This window comes from Eoetvoesiella caeni (genome assembly GCF_003315175.1).
Taxonomy (GTDB): Bacteria; Pseudomonadota; Gammaproteobacteria; order Burkholderiales; family Burkholderiaceae_B; genus Eoetvoesia; species Eoetvoesia caeni.
Genome location: NZ_QNRQ01000002.1, coordinates 215322 through 233189, shown reverse-complemented (window position 1 = coordinate 233189; position 17868 = coordinate 215322). Strand labels below are relative to the sequence as shown.

At 59.3% G+C, this 17868-nt stretch carries 16 protein-coding genes; 12 read left to right on the top strand and 4 right to left on the bottom strand.

Translation table 11 applies throughout. From position 1 onward, the window contains the following. Positions 1-2 precede the first annotated feature (2 nt). The 3 genes from DFR37_RS04705 to DFR37_RS04695 are packed head-to-tail and all read left to right on the top strand — an operon-like array spanning position 3 to position 3410. Positions 3-866 (top strand): branched-chain amino acid ABC transporter permease, encoded by an 864-nt coding sequence (locus tag DFR37_RS04705; protein ID WP_113932082.1) that lies wholly within the window; start codon positions 3-5, stop codon positions 864-866. Continuing rightward, positions 863-2677, top strand: a complete 1815-nt coding sequence (locus DFR37_RS04700; RefSeq protein WP_113932081.1) for a branched-chain amino acid ABC transporter ATP-binding protein/permease — start codon at positions 863-865, stop codon at positions 2675-2677. Before DFR37_RS04705 ends, DFR37_RS04700 begins: the two co-directional genes overlap by 4 nt. Then, entirely contained in the window at positions 2670-3410 is a 741-nt protein-coding gene (locus tag DFR37_RS04695) for an ABC transporter ATP-binding protein (protein WP_113932080.1), read from the top strand. The genes DFR37_RS04700 and DFR37_RS04695 overlap by 8 nt, the downstream gene beginning before the upstream one ends. On the opposite strand, the gene DFR37_RS04690 is transcribed toward DFR37_RS04695, so the two are convergent. From DFR37_RS04690 to DFR37_RS04680, 3 genes are all read right to left on the bottom strand, one after another. Then, the gene (locus tag DFR37_RS04690) at positions 3400-4191 is read right to left on the bottom strand and encodes a class II aldolase/adducin family protein (protein ID WP_242341710.1); all 792 of its coding nucleotides are present in this window, start codon (positions 4189-4191) and stop codon (positions 3400-3402) included. The genes DFR37_RS04695 and DFR37_RS04690 overlap by 11 nt on opposite strands. After that, entirely contained in the window at positions 4188-5246 is a 1059-nt protein-coding gene (locus tag DFR37_RS04685) for a ketopantoate reductase family protein (protein ID WP_113932079.1), read from the bottom strand. Before DFR37_RS04685 ends, DFR37_RS04690 begins: the two co-directional genes overlap by 4 nt. Before the next feature lie 132 nt (positions 5247-5378). Next, complete coding sequence (locus tag DFR37_RS04680) at positions 5379-6374, bottom strand: MDR family NADP-dependent oxidoreductase (protein ID WP_147251586.1); 996 nt, start codon at positions 6372-6374, stop codon at positions 5379-5381. 253 nt (positions 6375-6627) lie between these two features. Here DFR37_RS04680 and DFR37_RS04675 point away from each other — a divergent pair, with 253 nt between their 5' ends. The 9 genes from DFR37_RS04675 to DFR37_RS04635 all read left to right on the top strand — a co-directional run bounded on the left by DFR37_RS04675 (position 6628) and on the right by DFR37_RS04635 (position 16775). Next, positions 6628-7065, top strand: a complete 438-nt coding sequence (locus tag DFR37_RS04675) for a hypothetical protein (RefSeq protein ID WP_113932077.1) — start codon at positions 6628-6630, stop codon at positions 7063-7065. 73 nt (positions 7066-7138) lie between these two features. Beyond that, positions 7139-7879 (top strand): HpcH/HpaI aldolase family protein, encoded by a 741-nt coding sequence (locus DFR37_RS04670; protein ID WP_113932076.1) that lies wholly within the window; start codon positions 7139-7141, stop codon positions 7877-7879. A gap of 35 nt (positions 7880-7914) precedes the next feature. After that, positions 7915-9315, top strand: a complete 1401-nt coding sequence (locus tag DFR37_RS04665; protein ID WP_113932075.1) for an FAD-binding oxidoreductase — start codon at positions 7915-7917, stop codon at positions 9313-9315. 137 nt (positions 9316-9452) lie between these two features. Continuing rightward, positions 9453-10160 carry an ethyl tert-butyl ether degradation protein EthD gene (locus tag DFR37_RS04660; protein ID WP_113932074.1) on the top strand — a complete coding sequence of 236 codons (708 nt, stop codon included), beginning with the start codon at positions 9453-9455 and terminating at the stop codon, positions 10158-10160. A 78-nt stretch (positions 10161-10238) separates the two neighbouring features. Then, positions 10239-11333, top strand: coding sequence for an LLM class flavin-dependent oxidoreductase (locus DFR37_RS04655; RefSeq protein WP_113932073.1), 1095 nt, complete (start codon positions 10239-10241; stop codon positions 11331-11333). Between the two features lie 64 nt (positions 11334-11397). Continuing rightward, positions 11398-12954 (top strand): ABC transporter substrate-binding protein, encoded by a 1557-nt coding sequence (locus tag DFR37_RS04650; RefSeq protein ID WP_113932072.1) that lies wholly within the window; start codon positions 11398-11400, stop codon positions 12952-12954. Positions 12955-13000: 46 nt separating this feature from the next. Then, positions 13001-14017, top strand: coding sequence for an ABC transporter permease (locus DFR37_RS04645; protein WP_242341709.1), 1017 nt, complete (start codon positions 13001-13003; stop codon positions 14015-14017). After that, entirely contained in the window at positions 14017-14919 is a 903-nt protein-coding gene (locus tag DFR37_RS04640) for an ABC transporter permease (protein WP_113932071.1), read from the top strand. The genes DFR37_RS04645 and DFR37_RS04640 overlap by 1 nt, the downstream gene beginning before the upstream one ends. A 17-nt stretch (positions 14920-14936) precedes the next feature. Further along, positions 14937-16775, top strand: coding sequence for a dipeptide ABC transporter ATP-binding protein (locus DFR37_RS04635; RefSeq protein WP_113932070.1), 1839 nt, complete (start codon positions 14937-14939; stop codon positions 16773-16775). Positions 16776-16854: 79 nt separating this feature from the next. Here the strand turns inward: DFR37_RS04635 and DFR37_RS04630 are convergent, their stop codons facing one another. Further along, positions 16855-17559 carry a GntR family transcriptional regulator gene (locus tag DFR37_RS04630; protein WP_170139829.1) on the bottom strand — a complete coding sequence of 235 codons (705 nt, stop codon included), beginning with the start codon at positions 17557-17559 and terminating at the stop codon, positions 16855-16857. Between the last annotated feature and the right edge of the window lie 309 nt (positions 17560-17868).

The following is a 17868-nucleotide window of genomic DNA, read 5'->3' as shown; positions in this document are numbered from 1 at the left end:
ACATGAACTTTCCAAGCTCTACATTACTGATTCAATCTATTCTGGCAGGGATTTTTACAGGTGCGTTGTATGGTTTGCTAGGGCTTGGTTTAAGTTTGTCTTGGGGTATGCTGCGCCAGATCAATCTGGCGCACTTTGCACTGGCCTTTCTTGGCGCATACCTTACCTATCAGTTTTCCACCTATGGCGGCATCGACCCTTTGTTGACGCTGCTTATGATCATCCCGGTCTTTTTTGTCGTGGGCATGGCCGTACATTGGGTCATAACGCGTTTTCGGATGACGCCGTTCAATTCCTTGCTGGTCACTTTTGGTTTGACCATTATTATCGAGGCCATGCTGCAATGGATCTGGACGGCGGATTACCGGCGCCTGGAATCCACCTATGCCGAGCATAAATTGCAGATCGGCACAGTGTATCTACCGCTACCGGAACTCATTACACTGGGTTTGAGCCTTAGCATTTCGCTCATTATCTGGCAGGTATTGCGCCGCTCCGATATCGGCAAAGCCATTCGTGCGGCAGCTGAAGACGGGCCTATTGCGGCCGCGTTCGGCATCAACCAGCAGGCTTTGGGGTTATTGCTTTCGGGGCTCAATGCCTCGCTGGCCGGCATTGCCGGCGTTTGCATTGCCCTGGGCTACACGCTGGCGCCATCCCAGATCTACAGCTGGATAGGCGTGGTCTTTGCCTGCGTCATGCTTGGCGGCCTTGGCCGGCCCATGGGGCCCATTATTGCGGGCTGCATCATCGGCATCAGCGAAGCGGTAACCATGGCGGTTGTGTCGCCTTCGTGGGCGCCGCTGGTTTCGTTCTCTTTACTCATTATCGTGTTGCTCGTTCGACCCGAGAGAATCCAGGCATGAAGAAATCCCTGTTGTTGGTGGCTATCGCGGCGATGGGGCTGGTTCTTGTCCCTTATGTGGGCCTGCCCGCCTTTTACCTGTCTGTCCTGTATTTGATTTTTCATTGGATCGCGCTGTCGACGTCCTGGAATTTGCTTTCCGGCTATTCGGGCTATTTTTCGTTCGGGCATGGCGCGTTCTTCGGCATAGGCATGTACACCACTGCGGTCTTGAGCAGTGGGTTCGATATTCCTTTCTTGTGGACATTGCCGGCGGCGGCCGCCATGGCGGCTTTGTTCGGCGCAGTGCTGGGCGTGGTGTCTTTTCGCGTCAAGGCCGTACGCGGCGAACTCTTTGCGCTGCTTACCCTGGCCGCCACCTTCGTGGTGGCCACTATCGTGCTTAATACGCCTATCGACGGCGGGCCCGGCGTCTATCTTAGCGCGGTGCCTGTGCCGGAAATCGGCCCCTCGGCATCGACGACGTTTTACTACCTGGCTTTGGCCGCCGCGTTGTTGACGGTAGTCATTGCATTGCTTATTTATTACGCGCGCTTTGGCACCGGTCTGTTTGCCATTCACGACGACGAGGATGTGGCAGAAGTCCTGGGCGTGCCGACCTTCCGCTATAAAGTTGTCGCCTTTGCATTGTCATGCGCGCTGGCGGGGGTTGTTGGGGGCATCCACGCCCTGTTCGTGTCGTATGTGACAACCGGCGATATCTTTACTGTGCTGTTGCCTTTGACCGTGATCTTGATGAGCGTGCTGGGCGGCACCCGCCACTGGGCCGGGCCGACCGTCGGCGCCACGGTAATTACCATTCTGTTGTACAGCTTTACCGCCGGCGACAGCGCCGTGCTGGGCAAGGTTGCCATGGGCGTCATACTTATTTGCGTAATTCTGTTCATGCCCGACGGCATCTTGGGCGGAATCCTGAAGAAGTTCGTGCGCAAGCCGGATGCCGCCCGGGCACGGCCCAAAGACACCCTGGCGGCAGATTCCAACGGCGGCGTATTGCCTGAGCCGGCGGGCGGCCGGCCGGCGCCTGGCGCGGACAGCGAAATTCTGTTGTCTGCGCGCGGTATCTGCAAATCGTTTCAGGGGGTAAAGGCCTTGAACGATGTCGACCTGGACGTGCGGCGCGGCGAAATCCTGGGTTTGCTGGGGCCGAATGGCTCTGGCAAGTCCACATTCATCAACGTTGCCAGCGGCCACTTTCCCTTGACGGCCGGTACCATGACATTCGAGGGTCGCCGGATTTCCGGCATAGGCGCGCATCGTATTGCGGGCAGCGGCATTTCCCGTACCTATCAGATTCCCCGGCCCTTTGCGCACTTGACGGTGCTTGAAAACGTGGCTTTGCCGGCCATGTTCGGCGCCCGCCAGCAAGAGCGCCGCCGGGCCGAGCACGACGCCTGGCATTGGCTTGAGTTCACCGGCCTGGCCGACCGCGCTTTTGCGCTGCCCGAAGACCTTAACCTGCATCAGCGCAAGTTCCTGGAGTTTGCGCGGGCCCTGGCGGCCCATCCCCAGTTGTTGATGCTGGACGAAGTCCTGTCGGGCCTGACGCCTTCTGAAATCGACGAAGCGGTGGCGCTGATCCAGCGCATACGCGCCCAAGGCACGACCATATTGTTCGTTGAGCACGTCATGCGCGCCGTCATGGCGCTGTGCGACCGTATTGTTGTCTTCAACCAGGGCACGGTGCTGGCCGAAGGGCTGCCCGCCGAAGTCATGGCCCGGCCCGACGTCGTTGCCACGTATCTGGGCAAGCCCGCCGCCGCGCATGCCGCGCCCTCTGTCCCGCCCATTGGAATCCGCGCTCATGCTTGAAGTCCAGTCTCTTCGCGTTGCTTACGGCGCAGCCACGGCATTGTGGGATGTTTCGTTAACGGTAAACAGCGGCGAGCTGCTGTGCGTGGTGGGCCCCAACAGCGCGGGCAAGACCACGCTTATCAATGCTATTGCCGGCCTGAATCGCGTCAGCGGCGGCAAGCTCCTGTTTGACGGCAAGGACTTGACCAAGCTGGCGCCGCATCGCTTTTGCGATCATGGCATTGCGCTGGTGCCCGAGGGGCGCCGCCTGTTCACTAGCATGAGCGTGCGTGAAAACCTGGAACTGGGCAGTTATACAGCCAGGGCCCGCATTGCGCGCGCCGCATCGCTTGAACGGGTTTGCGCCTTGTTCCCGGCGCTGGTGCCCAAGCTCGACCATCCCGCCGGTTCGCTTTCGGGCGGCCAGCAGCAAATGGTGGCCATAGGCCGGGCCTTGATGGCCCTGCCCAGGCTTATGTTGCTGGACGAGCCTTCGTTAGGATTGGCGCCCAGCATCGTGCTGGATATGTTCAAGGTGATCAGCGACATTCACGCCGAAGGCATGACGGTTTTGCTGGTCGAGCAAAATGTCACGATGGCTTTGCAGGTGGCCCAGAATGCCGCCGTCCTGGAGGAAGGCCGGATAGTTGCTACCGGCACTCCGGACGAACTGCTGGCGCAGCCGCATTTGCGGCGCGCATATCTGGGGCTGGGCGCAGACGAAAGCCAGCCCGAGGCAATTACCAGCTAGGGCCGCGCGCGGCGTGCATCCTGCGTACCATGCCATTGAAAAACTGATTGGCGAAATCGCTTTCGCGGATCAGCATTTCGGTTTGCTCGGTACATTTTTGCTGCACGGCTTCGGGCAAGGGGTTGTCTTCGCCGGGCAGGGCGGCCGCGGCGCACTGGACTTCGGCGGCCCGCTGCGTGGTCCATAGCAGGAATATGGCTTTGGCAATACTGCCTTCGGCCACCGCAATGCCGTGGTTGCGCAAGACCAGAATGTGCTTTTGGCCCAGGCTGGCGACCATGCGCGGCTTTTCGTCGTCGTACAGCGTAATGCCTTCGAAGGTGTGATAGCCCACGCGGCCATACAGCTGAGCGCCGTAGAAGTTGTTGTTGTCGAAGCCCTTGCGCTTTTGCACTACCGCCGAAATAGGCGTTGTATGGGTGTGGATGATGCAGCGGATGTCATCGCGCGCTTCGTGCAAGGCGCCATGCAGCGCAAAGCTTGCGGGGTTGGCGTCGTAGGGCGAGGGCTCTACCTTTTGCCCGTTCAGGTCGACCTTCAGCAAATTGGCCGGCGTGATTTCAATGTAGTTCAGGCCGAAAGGATTGACCAGGTATTGATGGACGGGGCCGGGCAGGCGCGCCGAGATATGGTTGAAAATGGTTTCGCTCCAGCCCATGTAGTCGATCAGGTGGTAGCACTCGGCCAGGTCGCAGCGCAACTGCCATTCTTCTTCGCTGCAGTGTGCGGGACGCACGACGGGTTGTTTCATCTGGACTTGCGGTGTGGTCAAAGCATTCATTTTTTGTCTCCGTTAAGGGCATTGGCGGCGCGTGTTGCCTCGTCGCGAAAGTGAGTCAGGGCGATGATGTCCTGGGTTATTGGCATGGGGATTTGCCGCAGGCGGGCCAGCTCGAGTAGCGAGTCGCCGATGGCGGCCAGTTCAAGGGGGTGGCCTTGCAGCGAGTCTTGCAGCATGGAAGTGCGTGTCGGGCCCATGGCGGCGGCCTGCGCAATAAAGGTTTCAGGGTCGAACTCCAGGCGGGCCCCGTAGGCTGCGGACAGGGCCATGGCTTCGACCAGTATTTTGCGCACGACAGGCAGCAGGCGCGGGTCGCTGAACAGCGCTTGCAGCGTCGCGCCGCTAATGACCGAAAGCGGGTTGGACGCCAGGTTGGCAATTATTTTGGTCCAAAGCGGATCGCGAATGCGGGGACTGCTGCGGGTGGGGAGCCCGGCCGCCGTCAGCGCAGCGGCAATGCGCTGCAATCTGGGGGTCTCGGTATGGTCGAGCTCGCCCAGAACCAGTAGCATGGGGTTGCGCGATTCGACCGCACCGGGTCCAAGGCGTTCGGCCGTGATAAATACCACGGCGCCCAGGATTTGTTCGGAGGGAAGAGCGCTCAGCAATGCTCCGCCAGGGTCTACGGCTTCGATGGCGCGGCCGGAAAAATGGTCGGGTATGCCCTGAAAATACCACCACGGTACGCCGTTGACCAAGGGCACGACGCAGGTTTGCGGCCCGATCATGGGGGCCAGCGCAGGCAGTAGCCCGGCAAGGTCCTGGGCTTTGGTGCACAGGAATAGAACGTCTTGCACGCCCAGCTCGTGTGCGCTGGCCGACGCGGCTACAGAAGCCTGGATGATATCTTGGGCACGGGTAAGCTGGATGCCGTTGCGCTGGATGGCTTGCAGGTTTGCGCCGCGGGCCAGCAAATGCACCGCCTGCCCCGCGTGCGCCAATGTTGCCGCCAGCGTACAGCCAATGGCCCCGGCCCCCGCAATGCCGATGCGCAACGAGGGATGCAAAGTAGGGGCGGGCGGACTTTCGTCGCGAGCTTGGACAGAGGCGTTCATAGTAAGGACATCTTCAGGCGTCCGCGCGCGGCGCAAGCGGGCATTGCCGGCTGCCTTGCGCGCTGGACGCGGTACGGTTGTTTGCGCAGGCTTCGATTCAACTCTAGCACAGAGGCATGCAGGCCTGCCATTTTAATCTTCGTGCACTTTTACCAGGTGCTTGCCTAAACCGTTGCCGTTAAGCATGGCGTCCATTGCCGCAGGAGCGCTGGCGAGCCCGTGATGAATGGTTTCTTCCATGTGCAGCTTTTTCTGGATGATGAGGTCCAGCAGCGCCGCGCGGGCTTCTTTGAATTGCGCGGTAAAGTCCCAAACCCGGAAACCATGCAGGGTAAGGCCTTTGTACAGCAAGTCGGTGGCGGTGAGTTTTGCGGTGGGGCTGGTGTATTCGCCGCTGTGCCCGCATAGGACAATGCGCCCGCCCGGTGCGATGGCCTGCACCGCCGCTTCAAGGATTCTTCCGCCCGCGTTGTCGTAATAGAAGTCGATGCCGTTGGGGGCGGCCGCCAGCATGGCCTGCTTCCAGTCCGTGACGGTCTTGCGGTCGATGACTGCCTGGTAGCCATGCTGCATAAGCCACTTGCATCGCTCGGCGCCGCCGGCGATGCCGATGACATTCAAACCGAGTTCGCGAGCCAGTTGTCCCACCAGCGATCCCACCGTTCCGGCCGCGCCCGACACCAGCAGCGTTTTTCCTGCGGCGGGCTTGAGCACTTTGTGCAAGGCCAGCCACGCCGTCAGGCCCGGTGCGCCCAGGGCGGATAAATACCAGGTGTCCGGGGCCGCGTTGCGCTCCAGCGCAGTGGCGGCGGAAGCGTCCACTGTTGCATATTTTTGCCAGCCGAAGTCTCCGGAGACCAGCGTACCGGCGGGCAGGCCGCCGGATACCACCGTCCCCAAGGCACGGCCCGGCATGCGGCTTCCAAGGGGAATAGCCGGCCCCATGGCATCGCCTATGGTGCGTTCGTACAGATAGGTGTCCATGGACAGCCATTCCACCTTGACAAGGACTTGTCCCGCTTGCGGCGCTTCAATCGGGCTGTCGCCCAAAGTGAAATCGTCTGGCGAGACATCGCTGCCGGGGCGTTGCTTCAGGCGCAGTTCGAAATTCCGGGTTTCTGTAGTCATGATGATGGTCTGGTTGGGTAAGTATCGGCCATGCGGGGCGGCAAGCACGGTCAACAAAGGCAATAACGGTATTTCACCTGTTTATGGGTTTTTTAGCGAGCCGTTTTGCCGATTGACATGCCGGATAAACGTCAATAACATTATTCTGAATTCAGTTTTTGCGCAAGCGTATAAATATAATCACAGAAGGCGCTACGGGCAAGGTCGGCCGCCGCTGCGCGGGCGGGCTTTCCACTGGGCAAGGTAGGGGCAAATGATCGATCCGCATTGTCATTCCAGCAGTATTCTGGTGCAGGTTCCGGCAATCCAGGCTTTCGAGCTGATGGCCGACGGTGTGAAGCAAGGGCAGTGGGCCTGGGGCAGTTGGCAGCGCCGCGAAGCAGAGCCCGGCCTGTTCGTCGGGACATCCGTATTCGACGGGCGCGAAACTTTTGTGCGCCTGCATGTGGACCGCGAGCGCTTGCAGGTGGACTACGACGTTGGGCGCGCGCCCGACCGCATGCAGTTTCGCAATATGTCGCGCGTTATCCCGGGCGGCCTCTTGCAGCATGGCGACGACAAATGCGTGATCTCGCTGTTGACCTGGCGCCTGGCAACCCAGGACGATGCGGCCTGGCAGCAGATGTCTACCGTGCACGAGGCCGAAATGTATCTTATCCGCGGCCTGCTCGAGCGCCAGGCCGAGTCTTGACCTCCGCCCACAGCAACAGTCCCGTCCTTGAAGACGGCCGCAAATCGCCCCATTTCTTTGCAACGGAAGCCGCATGACCTTTACTTCTTTCAAGCCGGTATTGGCCAGCGGTGCGCCGATAGATTTTATCTGGCTGTCGATGGGCAGCGCCGCGCTGGCCGAGGTGGCGGCGCACGCGGGCCCTGCCGCCATAGTGCTTGATTTACAGCATGGGCTGTGGGAACGCGGCAGCCTGGAAGCCGCTGTGGGAATTGCCGGCGGCCGCGTCCCGGTCATCGCGCGCTGCGCCGAAAACACGCCCTACCAAATTTCGCTGTCCCTGGACTGCGGTGCGTCCTCCGTACTCGTGCCAATGGTCGAGACAGCGCGCGAGGCGGAGCTTGCCGTAATGTCCAGCCGCTATCCGCCGGCCGGGACCCGCTCAGCCGGCGGTGTGCGGCCTTTGTTGGGCGGCGTGGACGACATGCTGCAAAAAGGCGGCGAGGTAGCCGTGGGCATAATGATTGAAACCGTGACAGGCGTCGAAAACGCCGAGGCCATTGCCGCGGTCCCGGGCCTTGACTACATTTTTATCGGCACCGGCGACCTCGCGTTATCGCGCGGGCCGGGGGATCCGTCGGTGCTCGAGCAGGACTGCCTGCGGGTCTTGCGGGCCGCTCGGGCCCAAGACATCCCTTGCGGACTTTATACCGGCTCGGCCCAGGCCGCGCGCGAATCCTTCGCCAAAGGCTACCGTATCGCTGTCAGCGCCAGCGACTTCGACGTGGCGGCAACGGGCTTCAAGCAGGCGACCCACGGCATTCACGCTAAATAAAGCAATTCGCGCTCAGCTTCTATTCAAGGAGTTTCATGGCCTGCAACACCGTACTGGAAGCTTTGTTGGATGCCCTCGGCGAAGACGTCGTGCAGTTTGGCGAGCGGATTGCCTATCGCCGCAACGCGGACTGGAGCGGCGTGCCGGCGGCCCAACCCTTGGCTGTGCTGTGTCCTCGCACGACGCAGCAGGTGTCGCAGGCGCTGGCGATTTGCCATGAATATCGCCAGCCGGTGGTTGTGCAGGGCGGACTCAGCGGCCTGGCTGGCGCGGCATGTACACAAGAGCACGATATTGCGCTAAGCCTGGAGCGGATGAATGTTATTGAAGAGATCGATGAAGTCTCAGGAACGATGACAGTGCAAGCGGGGGCAATCTTGCAAACGGTGCAAGAGCGGGCCGCTGCAATCGGCATGATGTTTCCGCTGGACCTGGGGGCGCGAGGTTCCTGCACGATCGGTGGAAATCTGGGCAGCAACGCTGGCGGCAATCGGGTTATCAAGTACGGCATGGTGCGCGAACAAGTACTTGACCTTGAAGCGGTATTGGCCGATGGCCGCATTATCGGCGGCCTGCGCAAAATGGTGAAGAACAATACGGGCTTTGACCTGAAGAATCTGCTTATCGGCAGCGAGGGAACGCTTGGGATCATTACACGCGCCGTGTTGCGTTTGCGTCCGCAGCCGGCCGCCGTGGCAACGGCTTGTTGCGGCCTGGCGGATTATGACTCGGTGACTGCGCTGCTGTGCACGGCCCAGCAAAGGCTTGCCTCGGGGGTGTCGGCGTTTGAAGTCATGTGGCCGGGCTATTACAACTATGTCCTGGCCAATATATCCGGCCTTAAGCCGCCGCTGCCCGCCCAACATAATTATTACGTGCTTCTGGAAAGCATGGGGACAGAACCCGAAAGGCAACAGGCCGATTTCGAACGCCTTCTGCAAGAGTGCCTGGAGACAGGCGTCATAGAAGACGCCGCCGTCGCCACGACGCAGCGCGACGCGCTGGATTTCTGGAGCGTACGCGATGCCCCGGCCGAATTTCCGGTCCTGATGCCCAAGCTGATTGCATTCGATGTGAGTTTTTCAATTCGGGACATAGGCCAGGCCGCGCAAGATTGTGCCGCCGGGCTCGGCGCGCGCTGGCCCGGCTGCACAGTGCTGGTCTATGGCCACCTGGGCGATGGGAATCTGCATCTGATTGTCGATGTTCCCGGCGCCGCGGCTGAAACGGTTGAACAGGTAGAGGCCCTGGTGTACGGCCTGGTCAATGAGTACAACGGTTCGGTGTCGGCCGAGCACGGGATAGGCTTGAAGAAACGGAATGTGTTGGGCCTTACGCGCAGCGCGTCCGATCTTGACGCCATGCGCGCGATAAAGCTGGCATTGGATCCCCACGATATTCTGAATCGGGGCAAGGTTTTGCCGGATCGTTATTGAGAGGGGCGATCAGCAAATATTCGTGTGGATTGCCTCATATTCTGATTGACTAGCCAGTGCTTGAAACCTAAACTGAATTCAATAAATAGACTTGTTTTGTGTTGGATTTATATGCACAAGGCTGAAAAGGAGGAGACGTGATTTCGTTGTTCATAACGTATTCGTTGAACACTCGGCTCGAAACATTTGTAGCTCCTGCGGAACAATGGAGTCGATGGCTGCCGCGCATTCAGGGCCTAAGCAAGGTTCTGCTGCACCAGCCGTGCCGGGTTGAAGATCCCTTTTTCAGCAATCAGCCTGAAGGCGGCTGCGAATACGTGCTCCAGTTCTTTTTTAACGATCTGTCCAGCCTGGAAGCTGCCAGCCTGCCGCATGGCGAACTTGCCGCCGTGATAGACAGCCTTGGCGCCGTGCTCGCGCCGAAGGCCAAGAGCCAGCAGGCCATGGTGGCCCGGTCTTTCGCGGTCGAAGGCCAGGCCGGCAACTCTGTGCAGGGTGCGCCCACTACAGCATGTACGTATTTGGTTGCCTATTACGGGGCGGGGCAGGCCCACGACTTGTGGTTGTCCGAGTACATGAAAAGCCATGTCCCATTGATGGCGCGCATGCCTGGCATACGCGAGGTTCAAGTCTATACGCAAGTTGACTGGCTGAGCGAACTGGCTGTGCCGCGCGCCAATGCCATTCAACGCAACAAAGTTGTTTTCGATAGTCCCGATGGTTTGCTTGCGGCGTTGCAGTCGCCCCTGCGTGCCGAAATGCGCGCCGATTATCTTGCACTGCCCCAGATCGGGCTAAGCAGTACACATAATCCCATGCGTACAGATCTGGTGTTCAGCGGCTAGTCGGCCGCATGTTTCAAAAACGCGGTTTTGGTTAGCGGTCAAGAGATTGAATGCAGCATATCAAGAAGGGATGCAGCCATGAGTTCTATAAATCCAATGTTGAAGCCGGGCACCTTCAAACTGGGAACCTTTTCAACCAACGCCGATGGCGGTTCGGCGCTGTCCAAAGTGCCCGAGCGCTGGACAGCGGCCTGGGATGACGTCCTGGAGGCTGCGCAGATTGCCGACCGCGCCGGCTTCGATTTCATTCTTCCGATTGCACGCTGGAAGGGCTTCGGAGGCGAGACCAAGGCGCGCGAACACTCATTCGAGACGTTTACGTTTGCGGCGGGACTGGCGGCCGCCACCGAGCGGATTGCCCTGTTCATGACCGTGCATGTGCCTTTGGTCCATCCGCTGTATGCAGCCAAGGCCCTGGCTACTGTCGACCATATCAGCCATGGCCGCGCCGGCCTGAACATCGTCTGCGGCTGGAATCCCGACGAATTCGCCATGTTTGGCGGCAAGCTGGTCGAGCGCCCGTACGACCAGGCGGCGGAGTGGGCCGACTTGCTGTTCAGGCTGTACAACTCGGATGCACCGATCAATTTCGAAGGCCAGTACTACCAGCTTAAAAATGCGGTGACCAGTCCGACGTCTGTGCAGCGGCCCAGGCCGGTAACCATGAACGCGGCCTTCGGCCCCCCGGGGCGCGATTTTGCGGCGCGCCACTGCGACTTCCTGTTCACGACGTTTACCGACATCGAGGCCGGCAAGGCGCAGATTGCCGACATAGAGCAGCGCGCCGCAACCGCGGGGCGCGATATAGGCGTCTATACCGTGGCCCATGTGGTTTGCCGCGAAACAGAGCAAGAGGCCCGGGACTATTACCGCCACTATTCGGTTGACCAGGAAGATACTGGCGCTGTCGACTACATGATGCGCCAAAAGCAGGCCTTTAGCCGCAGCCATGATGAAAGCGCGTATCGTTTATATCGCCAGCGCTTTGCCGCGGGTACGGGCACCTATCCCTTGGTGGGCACTCCGGAGCAGATTGCCGCAGAGTTGGTAAGCATGCACAAGGCCGGGTTCGAGGGCTGCGCGTTGACGTTTGTGAATTATTCGAAAGAGCTGCCTTTTTTTTGCGAGCGGGTGCTGCCTTTGCTGGAGCAGGCGGGTATACGTTCTTCCTAAGCAGTTTCCCGATCGCGGCGAGGCCGTCGCATGAAGGAAACCTAACTGAGTTGCGGAGGGTGGTATGCAGGAAAAAATTAAAATTGATCGCAGGTCGTTCATGGTCAGCGGGGCCGCTGCAGCTTTGGCGGCTTCGATGTGGCCCATGCGCGATCTGCTTGCCCAAGGCGCCGAGGGCAAAGACACGCTGGTCATTTCGTATCCCAGCGATGTGCCGTCCTGGGACCCAACGGCGCTGACCTTGCCGATCGCGCAGTCCATTTATGCCACGGTTTTCGATTCGCCCCTGCGCTATACCAAGGATTTGAAGCTTGGGCCGATGCAGATAACCGAGTGGAAGTGGCTGGACGACAAAAAGCAGCGCCTGGCGATTACGCTGCACGATGGCATTACTTTCCATGATGGCAGCAAAATGACCATGGAAGATGTGAAGTGGAGTTTGCTGGAGCATCCCGCCGAAAACCCCAAGCTGGCCATCCGCGGCATGTTTCCGACATTGACAGATGTCGAAATCAGTTCGCCGACGCAGGCGGTGCTGGTCTATAAAAAGCCAACGCCCACCGCGCCGATCTTCCTTGGTTTTCTTGCCGCATTCATTCTGCCCAAAGCCTATATAAAGAAGGTGGGCATGGACGGCTTCCTGGAAAAACCAATTGGCGCCGGCCCTTACCGCATTGTTCAGTATCAGCGCGGTTCGCGCCTGGTGCTGGAAGCCTACGACGGTTATTGGGGCAAGAAGCCCGCGGTCAAGAACGTGGTGTTCCTGTTCACGCCCGAAGCTTCGTCCCGTGTTGCGCTGGTCGAGTCCAAGCGTGCCAGCCTGGCAACTGATATTCCCATTCGCGAAACCGAGCGCCTCAGCAAAACTCCGGGCATTACCAGCGAGATCTACCCGATTTCTGCCATGTACATGATCAAGGTGCCCAGCTATGTGAAGCCCTTCGATAACGACAACGTCCGCAAGGCCTTGCATCTGTCCATCGACAAGCAAGCCTTGTCCAAGGCCTTGTATGCGGGCAAGGCACCGGTATTGTCCATTGTGGCCACCAAGGGCACGCCCGCCTATATCGACGACTATGCATTCCCCTACGATACAAAAGAGGCCATTGCCTTGCTGGCCAAAGAAGGATACAGCGTCAAGAACCCGGTCAAGATCCGTTTGCTGACCACCAACGGCGCGTTTCCGAACGACTACGACATGGCGCGCGTGCTGGCCTCCATGTGGAAGAAGGTTGGCATTGACGCAACCGTCGAGGAAACGACGGCCGCCAAGGTCATGGAGCTAAGCCACAACCAGAAAATCACGGGCCTTCAGCTGTACAACTGGGCCAATGCCACCGGCGACCCCGACAACGGCGCAGGCCGCATTCTGGATCCGCGCCTGCGTTTTTCGATGTGGCGCGACGAGAGCATAGGAGGACGTATCGATGCGCTGTTCAGTGAAACCGATGAGAAAAAACGGATTGCCGGTTATCAGGCTCTGTTGAAAGAGGCGTCTGAAAAATCCTGGGTCATTCCCTTGTTGCAAGGGGTTGCCACTATTGCCCACGACTCCACGCTTAATGTAGAGTTGCAGGGGAATGGCTATGTTTCCCCTAGGCTGTATTCTTGGCAGAAGTAGTCTGTGGGGGCCTCTTGGGGCCGTGTTAACCGACTGAGACTTCGATATGCTTCGAATGCCTTTGACGATATTGCTGCAACGCCTGCTTGCAGGAATACCGATCGTGCTGTTGTTGTCGCTGGTGGTCTTTGTGGTCCTGAGGGCAATACCCTCGGACCCATTGGCAATGATGCTTCCACCCTCGGCAACGCGGGCGGAAGCCGATGCCTTACGCGCGGCGTTGGGCCTGGACCAGCCTCTTTACACCCAGTTTTATATTTGGCTTGAAAAGGCTTTGGGCGGGGACCTGGGCCGCTCATACTTGTTTCAGCAACCTGTTGTCGGGCTCATACTCAGAGCTTTGCCGGTTACCTTGGAGCTCGTGGTCGTTGGCTTGCTTCTGGCTTTGATAATCAGTTTTCCATTGGCGCTATTCGCCTTTTCCCAGTATGGAAAGCGCCTGGGGTTTGTGCCCGACACCATTGTTGTGGTCATGCAGTCCATTCCCGCTTTTCTGTGGGGCTTGCTGTTCATCGCACTGTTTGGCGTGTTTTTTCCCGTTTTGCCCTTTAGCGGGCAAGTCAGTCCAAGCCTTCATCTGCCGGTGATAACCGGCTTCATGTTGGTCGACACCCTGCTGCTGCATGACACAGCGGCATTTCGCGATGCCTTGACGCATATGGTGCTGCCGGCCTGCGCCTTGGCTTTGGGATTTTGTCCGTTGGTGGTGCGGGTTTTGCGCTCTTCCCTGATTGAAGCCTCGAAAGAGCCTTTTGTCTTGGTGGCGAGGTTGCGGGGTGTGCCCCGGCGACGGATTTTGTTGCGCTATATACAGAAAAACGCACTCTTGCCGACTATCACCATGATAGGCGTGCAGTTCGGCTTTTTGTTCGGCTCGGCGCTGCTTATTGAAATTATTTTTTCGTTCCCCGGAATCGGCAGTCTGATGGTTGGCGCTGTAAAAAGCAATGACCTGCCCTTGATACAAGGGGTGGCGATCGTCTTTGGGGTATTGATGGTACTCATTAATGCAGTGGTGGATGCCCTGTATGTCGTACTCAATCCTTTGCTAAGAGAACACTGATGCAAGCGGAATCCGTCGTCCCCCGCAACGTTGGGGCCAGGCGCAGCGCCTGGCAGCGTATTGGCACGATATCGTTCAAGACATGGGTGGGCTTGTTCATTGTCCTGCTTGCCCTTTTTGCAGCATGCGCCGCGCCGTGGCTTGCGCCGCATAACCCCAACGAGCAAGATCTTCTGAACATGCTGTTGCCGCCCATGTGGGCCAGCGGCGGCAACGCCAGCTTTCCTCTAGGGACCGACGGGCTGGGTCAGTGCATTTTGTCGCGCGCCATATACGGAACTCGGGTCGCCATTATTGTCGCCGTGTCGGCCGCCACGGGGGCGATGCTGGTCGGCGTACTCATGGCCATGCTGGCCGGCTACTTCGGCGGCTGGGTGGACCGCATCATCGGCTATGTCGTCGACCTTTGGATGTCGTTTCCGCCGGTGGTGCTCGCGCTGGTGCTGATGGTGGGACTGGGCACCGGGGTGTTCAACGTCATCCTGGCTATTGTTTTGGTCGACTGGACGCGATTCTGCCGGGTCGTGCGCTCGGACGTCATTGTGGTCAGGCGCCGCCAATATGTGGTTGCCGCAAGGCTGCTGGGTTTCGGCCACTTGAAGACCATGCTCAGCGAAATCCTGCCGGCGGTTGCGCCTCTCATCATCACGTTGTTTACGCTGGAAATGGGCGTGGCGGTCATTGTCGAGGCCATCCTCAGCTTTGTTGGTTTGTCGGTACCGGCCGATACGGTTGCCTGGGGCGTGATGATCGCCGATTCCAGAAACTACCTGCACGAGGCGCCCTGGGGCATGCTGACCCCGGTATTTTGTATTTTCCTGATGGTTCTTGGCTGCAACACCTTGGGCGACGGCTTGCGCGAGTCGCTTGACCCGGCGCTGCGGGATCGGGCCAAAGACTAGAATTAACAGGATCCACGATGATTCGATTCGAAAATGTTTCTTTGTCGGCACAGCGGCCCACGGGCCAGGTCGACCTATTGCGCGATATCAGCTTTACTGTGCCGCAAGGCAGGATATTGGGCCTGGTGGGCGAGTCGGGCGCCGGCAAAAGCATGGTGGGCCGCCTTATTGCCGGGCTCGTCCCCGACGGCTTCCGGATTACGCAAGGGCGTATATTCCTGGGCGATGCCGAATTGACCGCCATGTCGCCGGCCGAGCATGCCGCGCTGCTGGGCCGAAAAATAGTCTTTATTCCGCAGGAGCCTTTGACGGCCTTGAATCCGTTGATGACGATTGCGCAGTCTTTTCTCGAGCAGCTTGAAATCATCGGCATGCCGGCGTCGCAGCGGCAGGCCGAGATGCTGCGGCGGCTGGCGGAAATGGAATTGCCCCAACCTGAAGACATCGTCCAGCGTTATCCGCATCAGTTGTCGGGTGGCCAATGCCAAAGGGTTCTGATTGCCATGGCTTTTGCCGCCAAGCCGGCGGTCATTGTGGCGGATGAGCCCACCACAGCCCTGGACGTCATTACGCAGTCCAATGTCATGCGTATACTGGCGCGCCAGCAGAAAGTACATGGCACGTCCATCATCCTGATCACGCACGACCTGGTCATGGCTTCGCACGTATGCGACGAGCTTGTCGTGCTGTATGCCGGCGAAGTGGCCGAAAGCGGCGCGGCAGCTGCGATGCTGGCGCGCCCGCTGCACCCTTATACGCATTCGCTCAACAGTTCTACGCCGCGGCTGGCGGGGCAATTGCGGCGCCTGCCGACGCTAGAGGGCTTCATGCCAGGCCTGGCCGACCTTGCGCCGCTGGCTGGCTGCCGCTTCCAGGCCCGCTGCGGAATAAGCGAACCTCGTTGCGGCGCGGGCCGCATACCATTGCAGGAGGACGAGCCCGGGCGTGCCGTGCGTTGTATCAAACCTGGTGAAGCAAGCCGTAGCCTTGAGCAATCGCCGCTGCCGGACGCCGCGGCCGGCGACCATGAAAAACCTTTGCTCAGCGTGCGCGGCCTGTCGTTGACCTATCACTCCAGCGGCCGGCTTTTCTCTTGGCGTGGCAATGCAAACAAGGCTTTGGACAATGTCTCGTTCGACGTTCATCGCGGCGAATGCGTCGGTATCGTGGGCGAAAGCGGCAGCGGAAAAAGCTCGATTGCCCGCGCCATCGTCGGCATGCAGGACCAAAGTGAAGGCAGCATCGACGTTGACGGCATTTCGGTGATCGGAGCCCACGGCAAGGAATTGGAGCAACTGCGCCGCACTGTGCAGATTATTTTTCAGGACCCGCATTCCGCGCTGAATCCGCGCCGGTCAGTATTTCGCTTGCTGACGCAAGGCATCGAGGCCTTGCCCAGGCCGGCCCGCCAGCAGGCAGCCGCGCAGCTGGATGCCAAAGTCCGCAAGCTGATGGACGACGTGCGCTTGCCCGTCAGCATGCTTGGCCGCTATCCGTCCGAAATGTCGGGCGGGCAGAAGCAGCGCGTCAATATTGGCCGGGGCGTATTCCTGGCGCCCAAGCTGCTGGTGGCCGACGAAATCGTGTCGGGCCTGGATATGTCGGTGCAGGCGCAGATACTGAATTTGCTCAAAGAGCTTGCCGGCCGCTATGGGATTGCGGTGGTGTTGATTTCACACGACCTGGCGGTGGTCAGATACCTTTGCCAGCGCGTTGTCGTGATGTACAAAGGGCAGGCTGTCGAGCAAGGGGCGGTGAACGAGGTGTTCGAGCGGCCGCAGCACGAGTACACGCGCCGCCTGCTTGCCGCCGTGCCCAGCGGCGACCCCAGCAGGCCCTGGCCTGTGGCGTTGTAGGCGCGCCGCGCATGGCTGGCGTGCCGGCCTGACGGACGAATCGCGCGGGCTTGCCGGCCGTGCCGTGCCGCGAAAGCGACTAGGCCGAGCGCGCGGCGCTGGCTTTGGCCAGCAGGAAATATTGTTGCTGCGCATGCTGGACGAACTCTTGCATGGCTTTATAAACGTTCTCGCCGCTTCTGGCCAGGAAACCGTCCAGGATTTGCTTCAAGCCGTTGGCGACGATTTGTTGCGTGGGCGGGTGGGACAGCGTGGTCGAGCGCACAATCTGGGCATGATCGGCAAAGCGCTGGATAGTGTCGCGCAGGCGCTTGTTTTGTACCGCGCCCACCCATATTGAACGAAACGCGACGTTGGCATCGATCATCATTTGCGCGTCGTGCTTTTCGGCAGCGCGCCGGGCCTTATGGTAGGCAAGAGTCAAGGCCATATGCTGCTCTTCGCTTAAAAGGCCGATGACGCTGGATGCCGCGTGCGGTTCAAGCAGCCGGCGCATTTCGAAAACTTCTTCGATGTCTTGTGTTGTCAGCGTGGGCAGGGTAAAGCCGCGGGTCGTGCCCATAAGATAACCTTCGCTGGCCAGGCGAAGCAAGGCCTGGCGCACGGGCATGCGGGTGCAGTTGTATTCCTGTGCGATCTCGTAATCCAGCACACGGTCTTCGGCGCCGATTTCGCCACGTTGCAAACGGTTGCGCAGCTCTTGGAAAATGGTTTCGCTAAGAGTGTAGTTTTTTAACGGGGTGCGCCGCGGTTGCTTGGTGGCGCTTTTTTCTGTGGGTTTCATTGCGATGGTGGCCGCCGTCCATTTGCATTCAGAATTCAATAGAATGTTAGGTCGTTTCGGATGCGGCGTCCAGTATCCAAGGCAAGTCATGCACGGCCCTTTACTATTTTCATAGACCGGCCCGAATCATCCAAAGATTGCAGCTTGCGGTAGAAATTGTCTACTTGCGCTTCAAAGGCAGCTTGGCAAGCCGCCTTAATTCCCCGATGTGCAGTACCATGTTGGTTACCACGAACTCGTTCCGCAAAGAAGCCGGTACAGCGCCTTTGCGGCTACGGGAATTCGCGTTTTCATACGACGGTTGGCGCC

Coding starts and splice junctions, on each gene's coding strand:
- DFR37_RS04655 (WP_113932073.1), top strand. CDS start 10,239: ATGAGTTCTATAAATCCAATGTTGAAGCCGGGCACCTTCAAACTGGGA.
- DFR37_RS04685 (WP_113932079.1), bottom strand. CDS start 5,246: ATGAACGCCTCTGTCCAAGCTCGCGACGAAAGTCCGCCCGCCCCTACT.
- DFR37_RS04680 (WP_147251586.1), bottom strand. CDS start 6,374: ATGACTACAGAAACCCGGAATTTCGAACTGCGCCTGAAGCAACGCCCC.
- DFR37_RS04630 (WP_170139829.1), bottom strand. CDS start 17,559: ATGAAACCCACAGAAAAAAGCGCCACCAAGCAACCGCGGCGCACCCCG.
- DFR37_RS04635 (WP_113932070.1), top strand. CDS start 14,937: ATGATTCGATTCGAAAATGTTTCTTTGTCGGCACAGCGGCCCACGGGC.
- DFR37_RS04705 (WP_113932082.1), top strand. CDS start 3: ATGAACTTTCCAAGCTCTACATTACTGATTCAATCTATTCTGGCAGGG.
- DFR37_RS04665 (WP_113932075.1), top strand. CDS start 7,915: ATGGCCTGCAACACCGTACTGGAAGCTTTGTTGGATGCCCTCGGCGAA.
- DFR37_RS04645 (WP_242341709.1), top strand. CDS start 13,001: ATGCTTCGAATGCCTTTGACGATATTGCTGCAACGCCTGCTTGCAGGA.
- DFR37_RS04695 (WP_113932080.1), top strand. CDS start 2,670: ATGCTTGAAGTCCAGTCTCTTCGCGTTGCTTACGGCGCAGCCACGGCA.
- DFR37_RS04670 (WP_113932076.1), top strand. CDS start 7,139: ATGACCTTTACTTCTTTCAAGCCGGTATTGGCCAGCGGTGCGCCGATA.
- DFR37_RS04675 (WP_113932077.1), top strand. CDS start 6,628: ATGATCGATCCGCATTGTCATTCCAGCAGTATTCTGGTGCAGGTTCCG.
- DFR37_RS04650 (WP_113932072.1), top strand. CDS start 11,398: ATGCAGGAAAAAATTAAAATTGATCGCAGGTCGTTCATGGTCAGCGGG.
- DFR37_RS04640 (WP_113932071.1), top strand. CDS start 14,017: ATGCAAGCGGAATCCGTCGTCCCCCGCAACGTTGGGGCCAGGCGCAGC.
- DFR37_RS04690 (WP_242341710.1), bottom strand. CDS start 4,191: ATGAATGCTTTGACCACACCGCAAGTCCAGATGAAACAACCCGTCGTG.
- DFR37_RS04700 (WP_113932081.1), top strand. CDS start 863: ATGAAGAAATCCCTGTTGTTGGTGGCTATCGCGGCGATGGGGCTGGTT.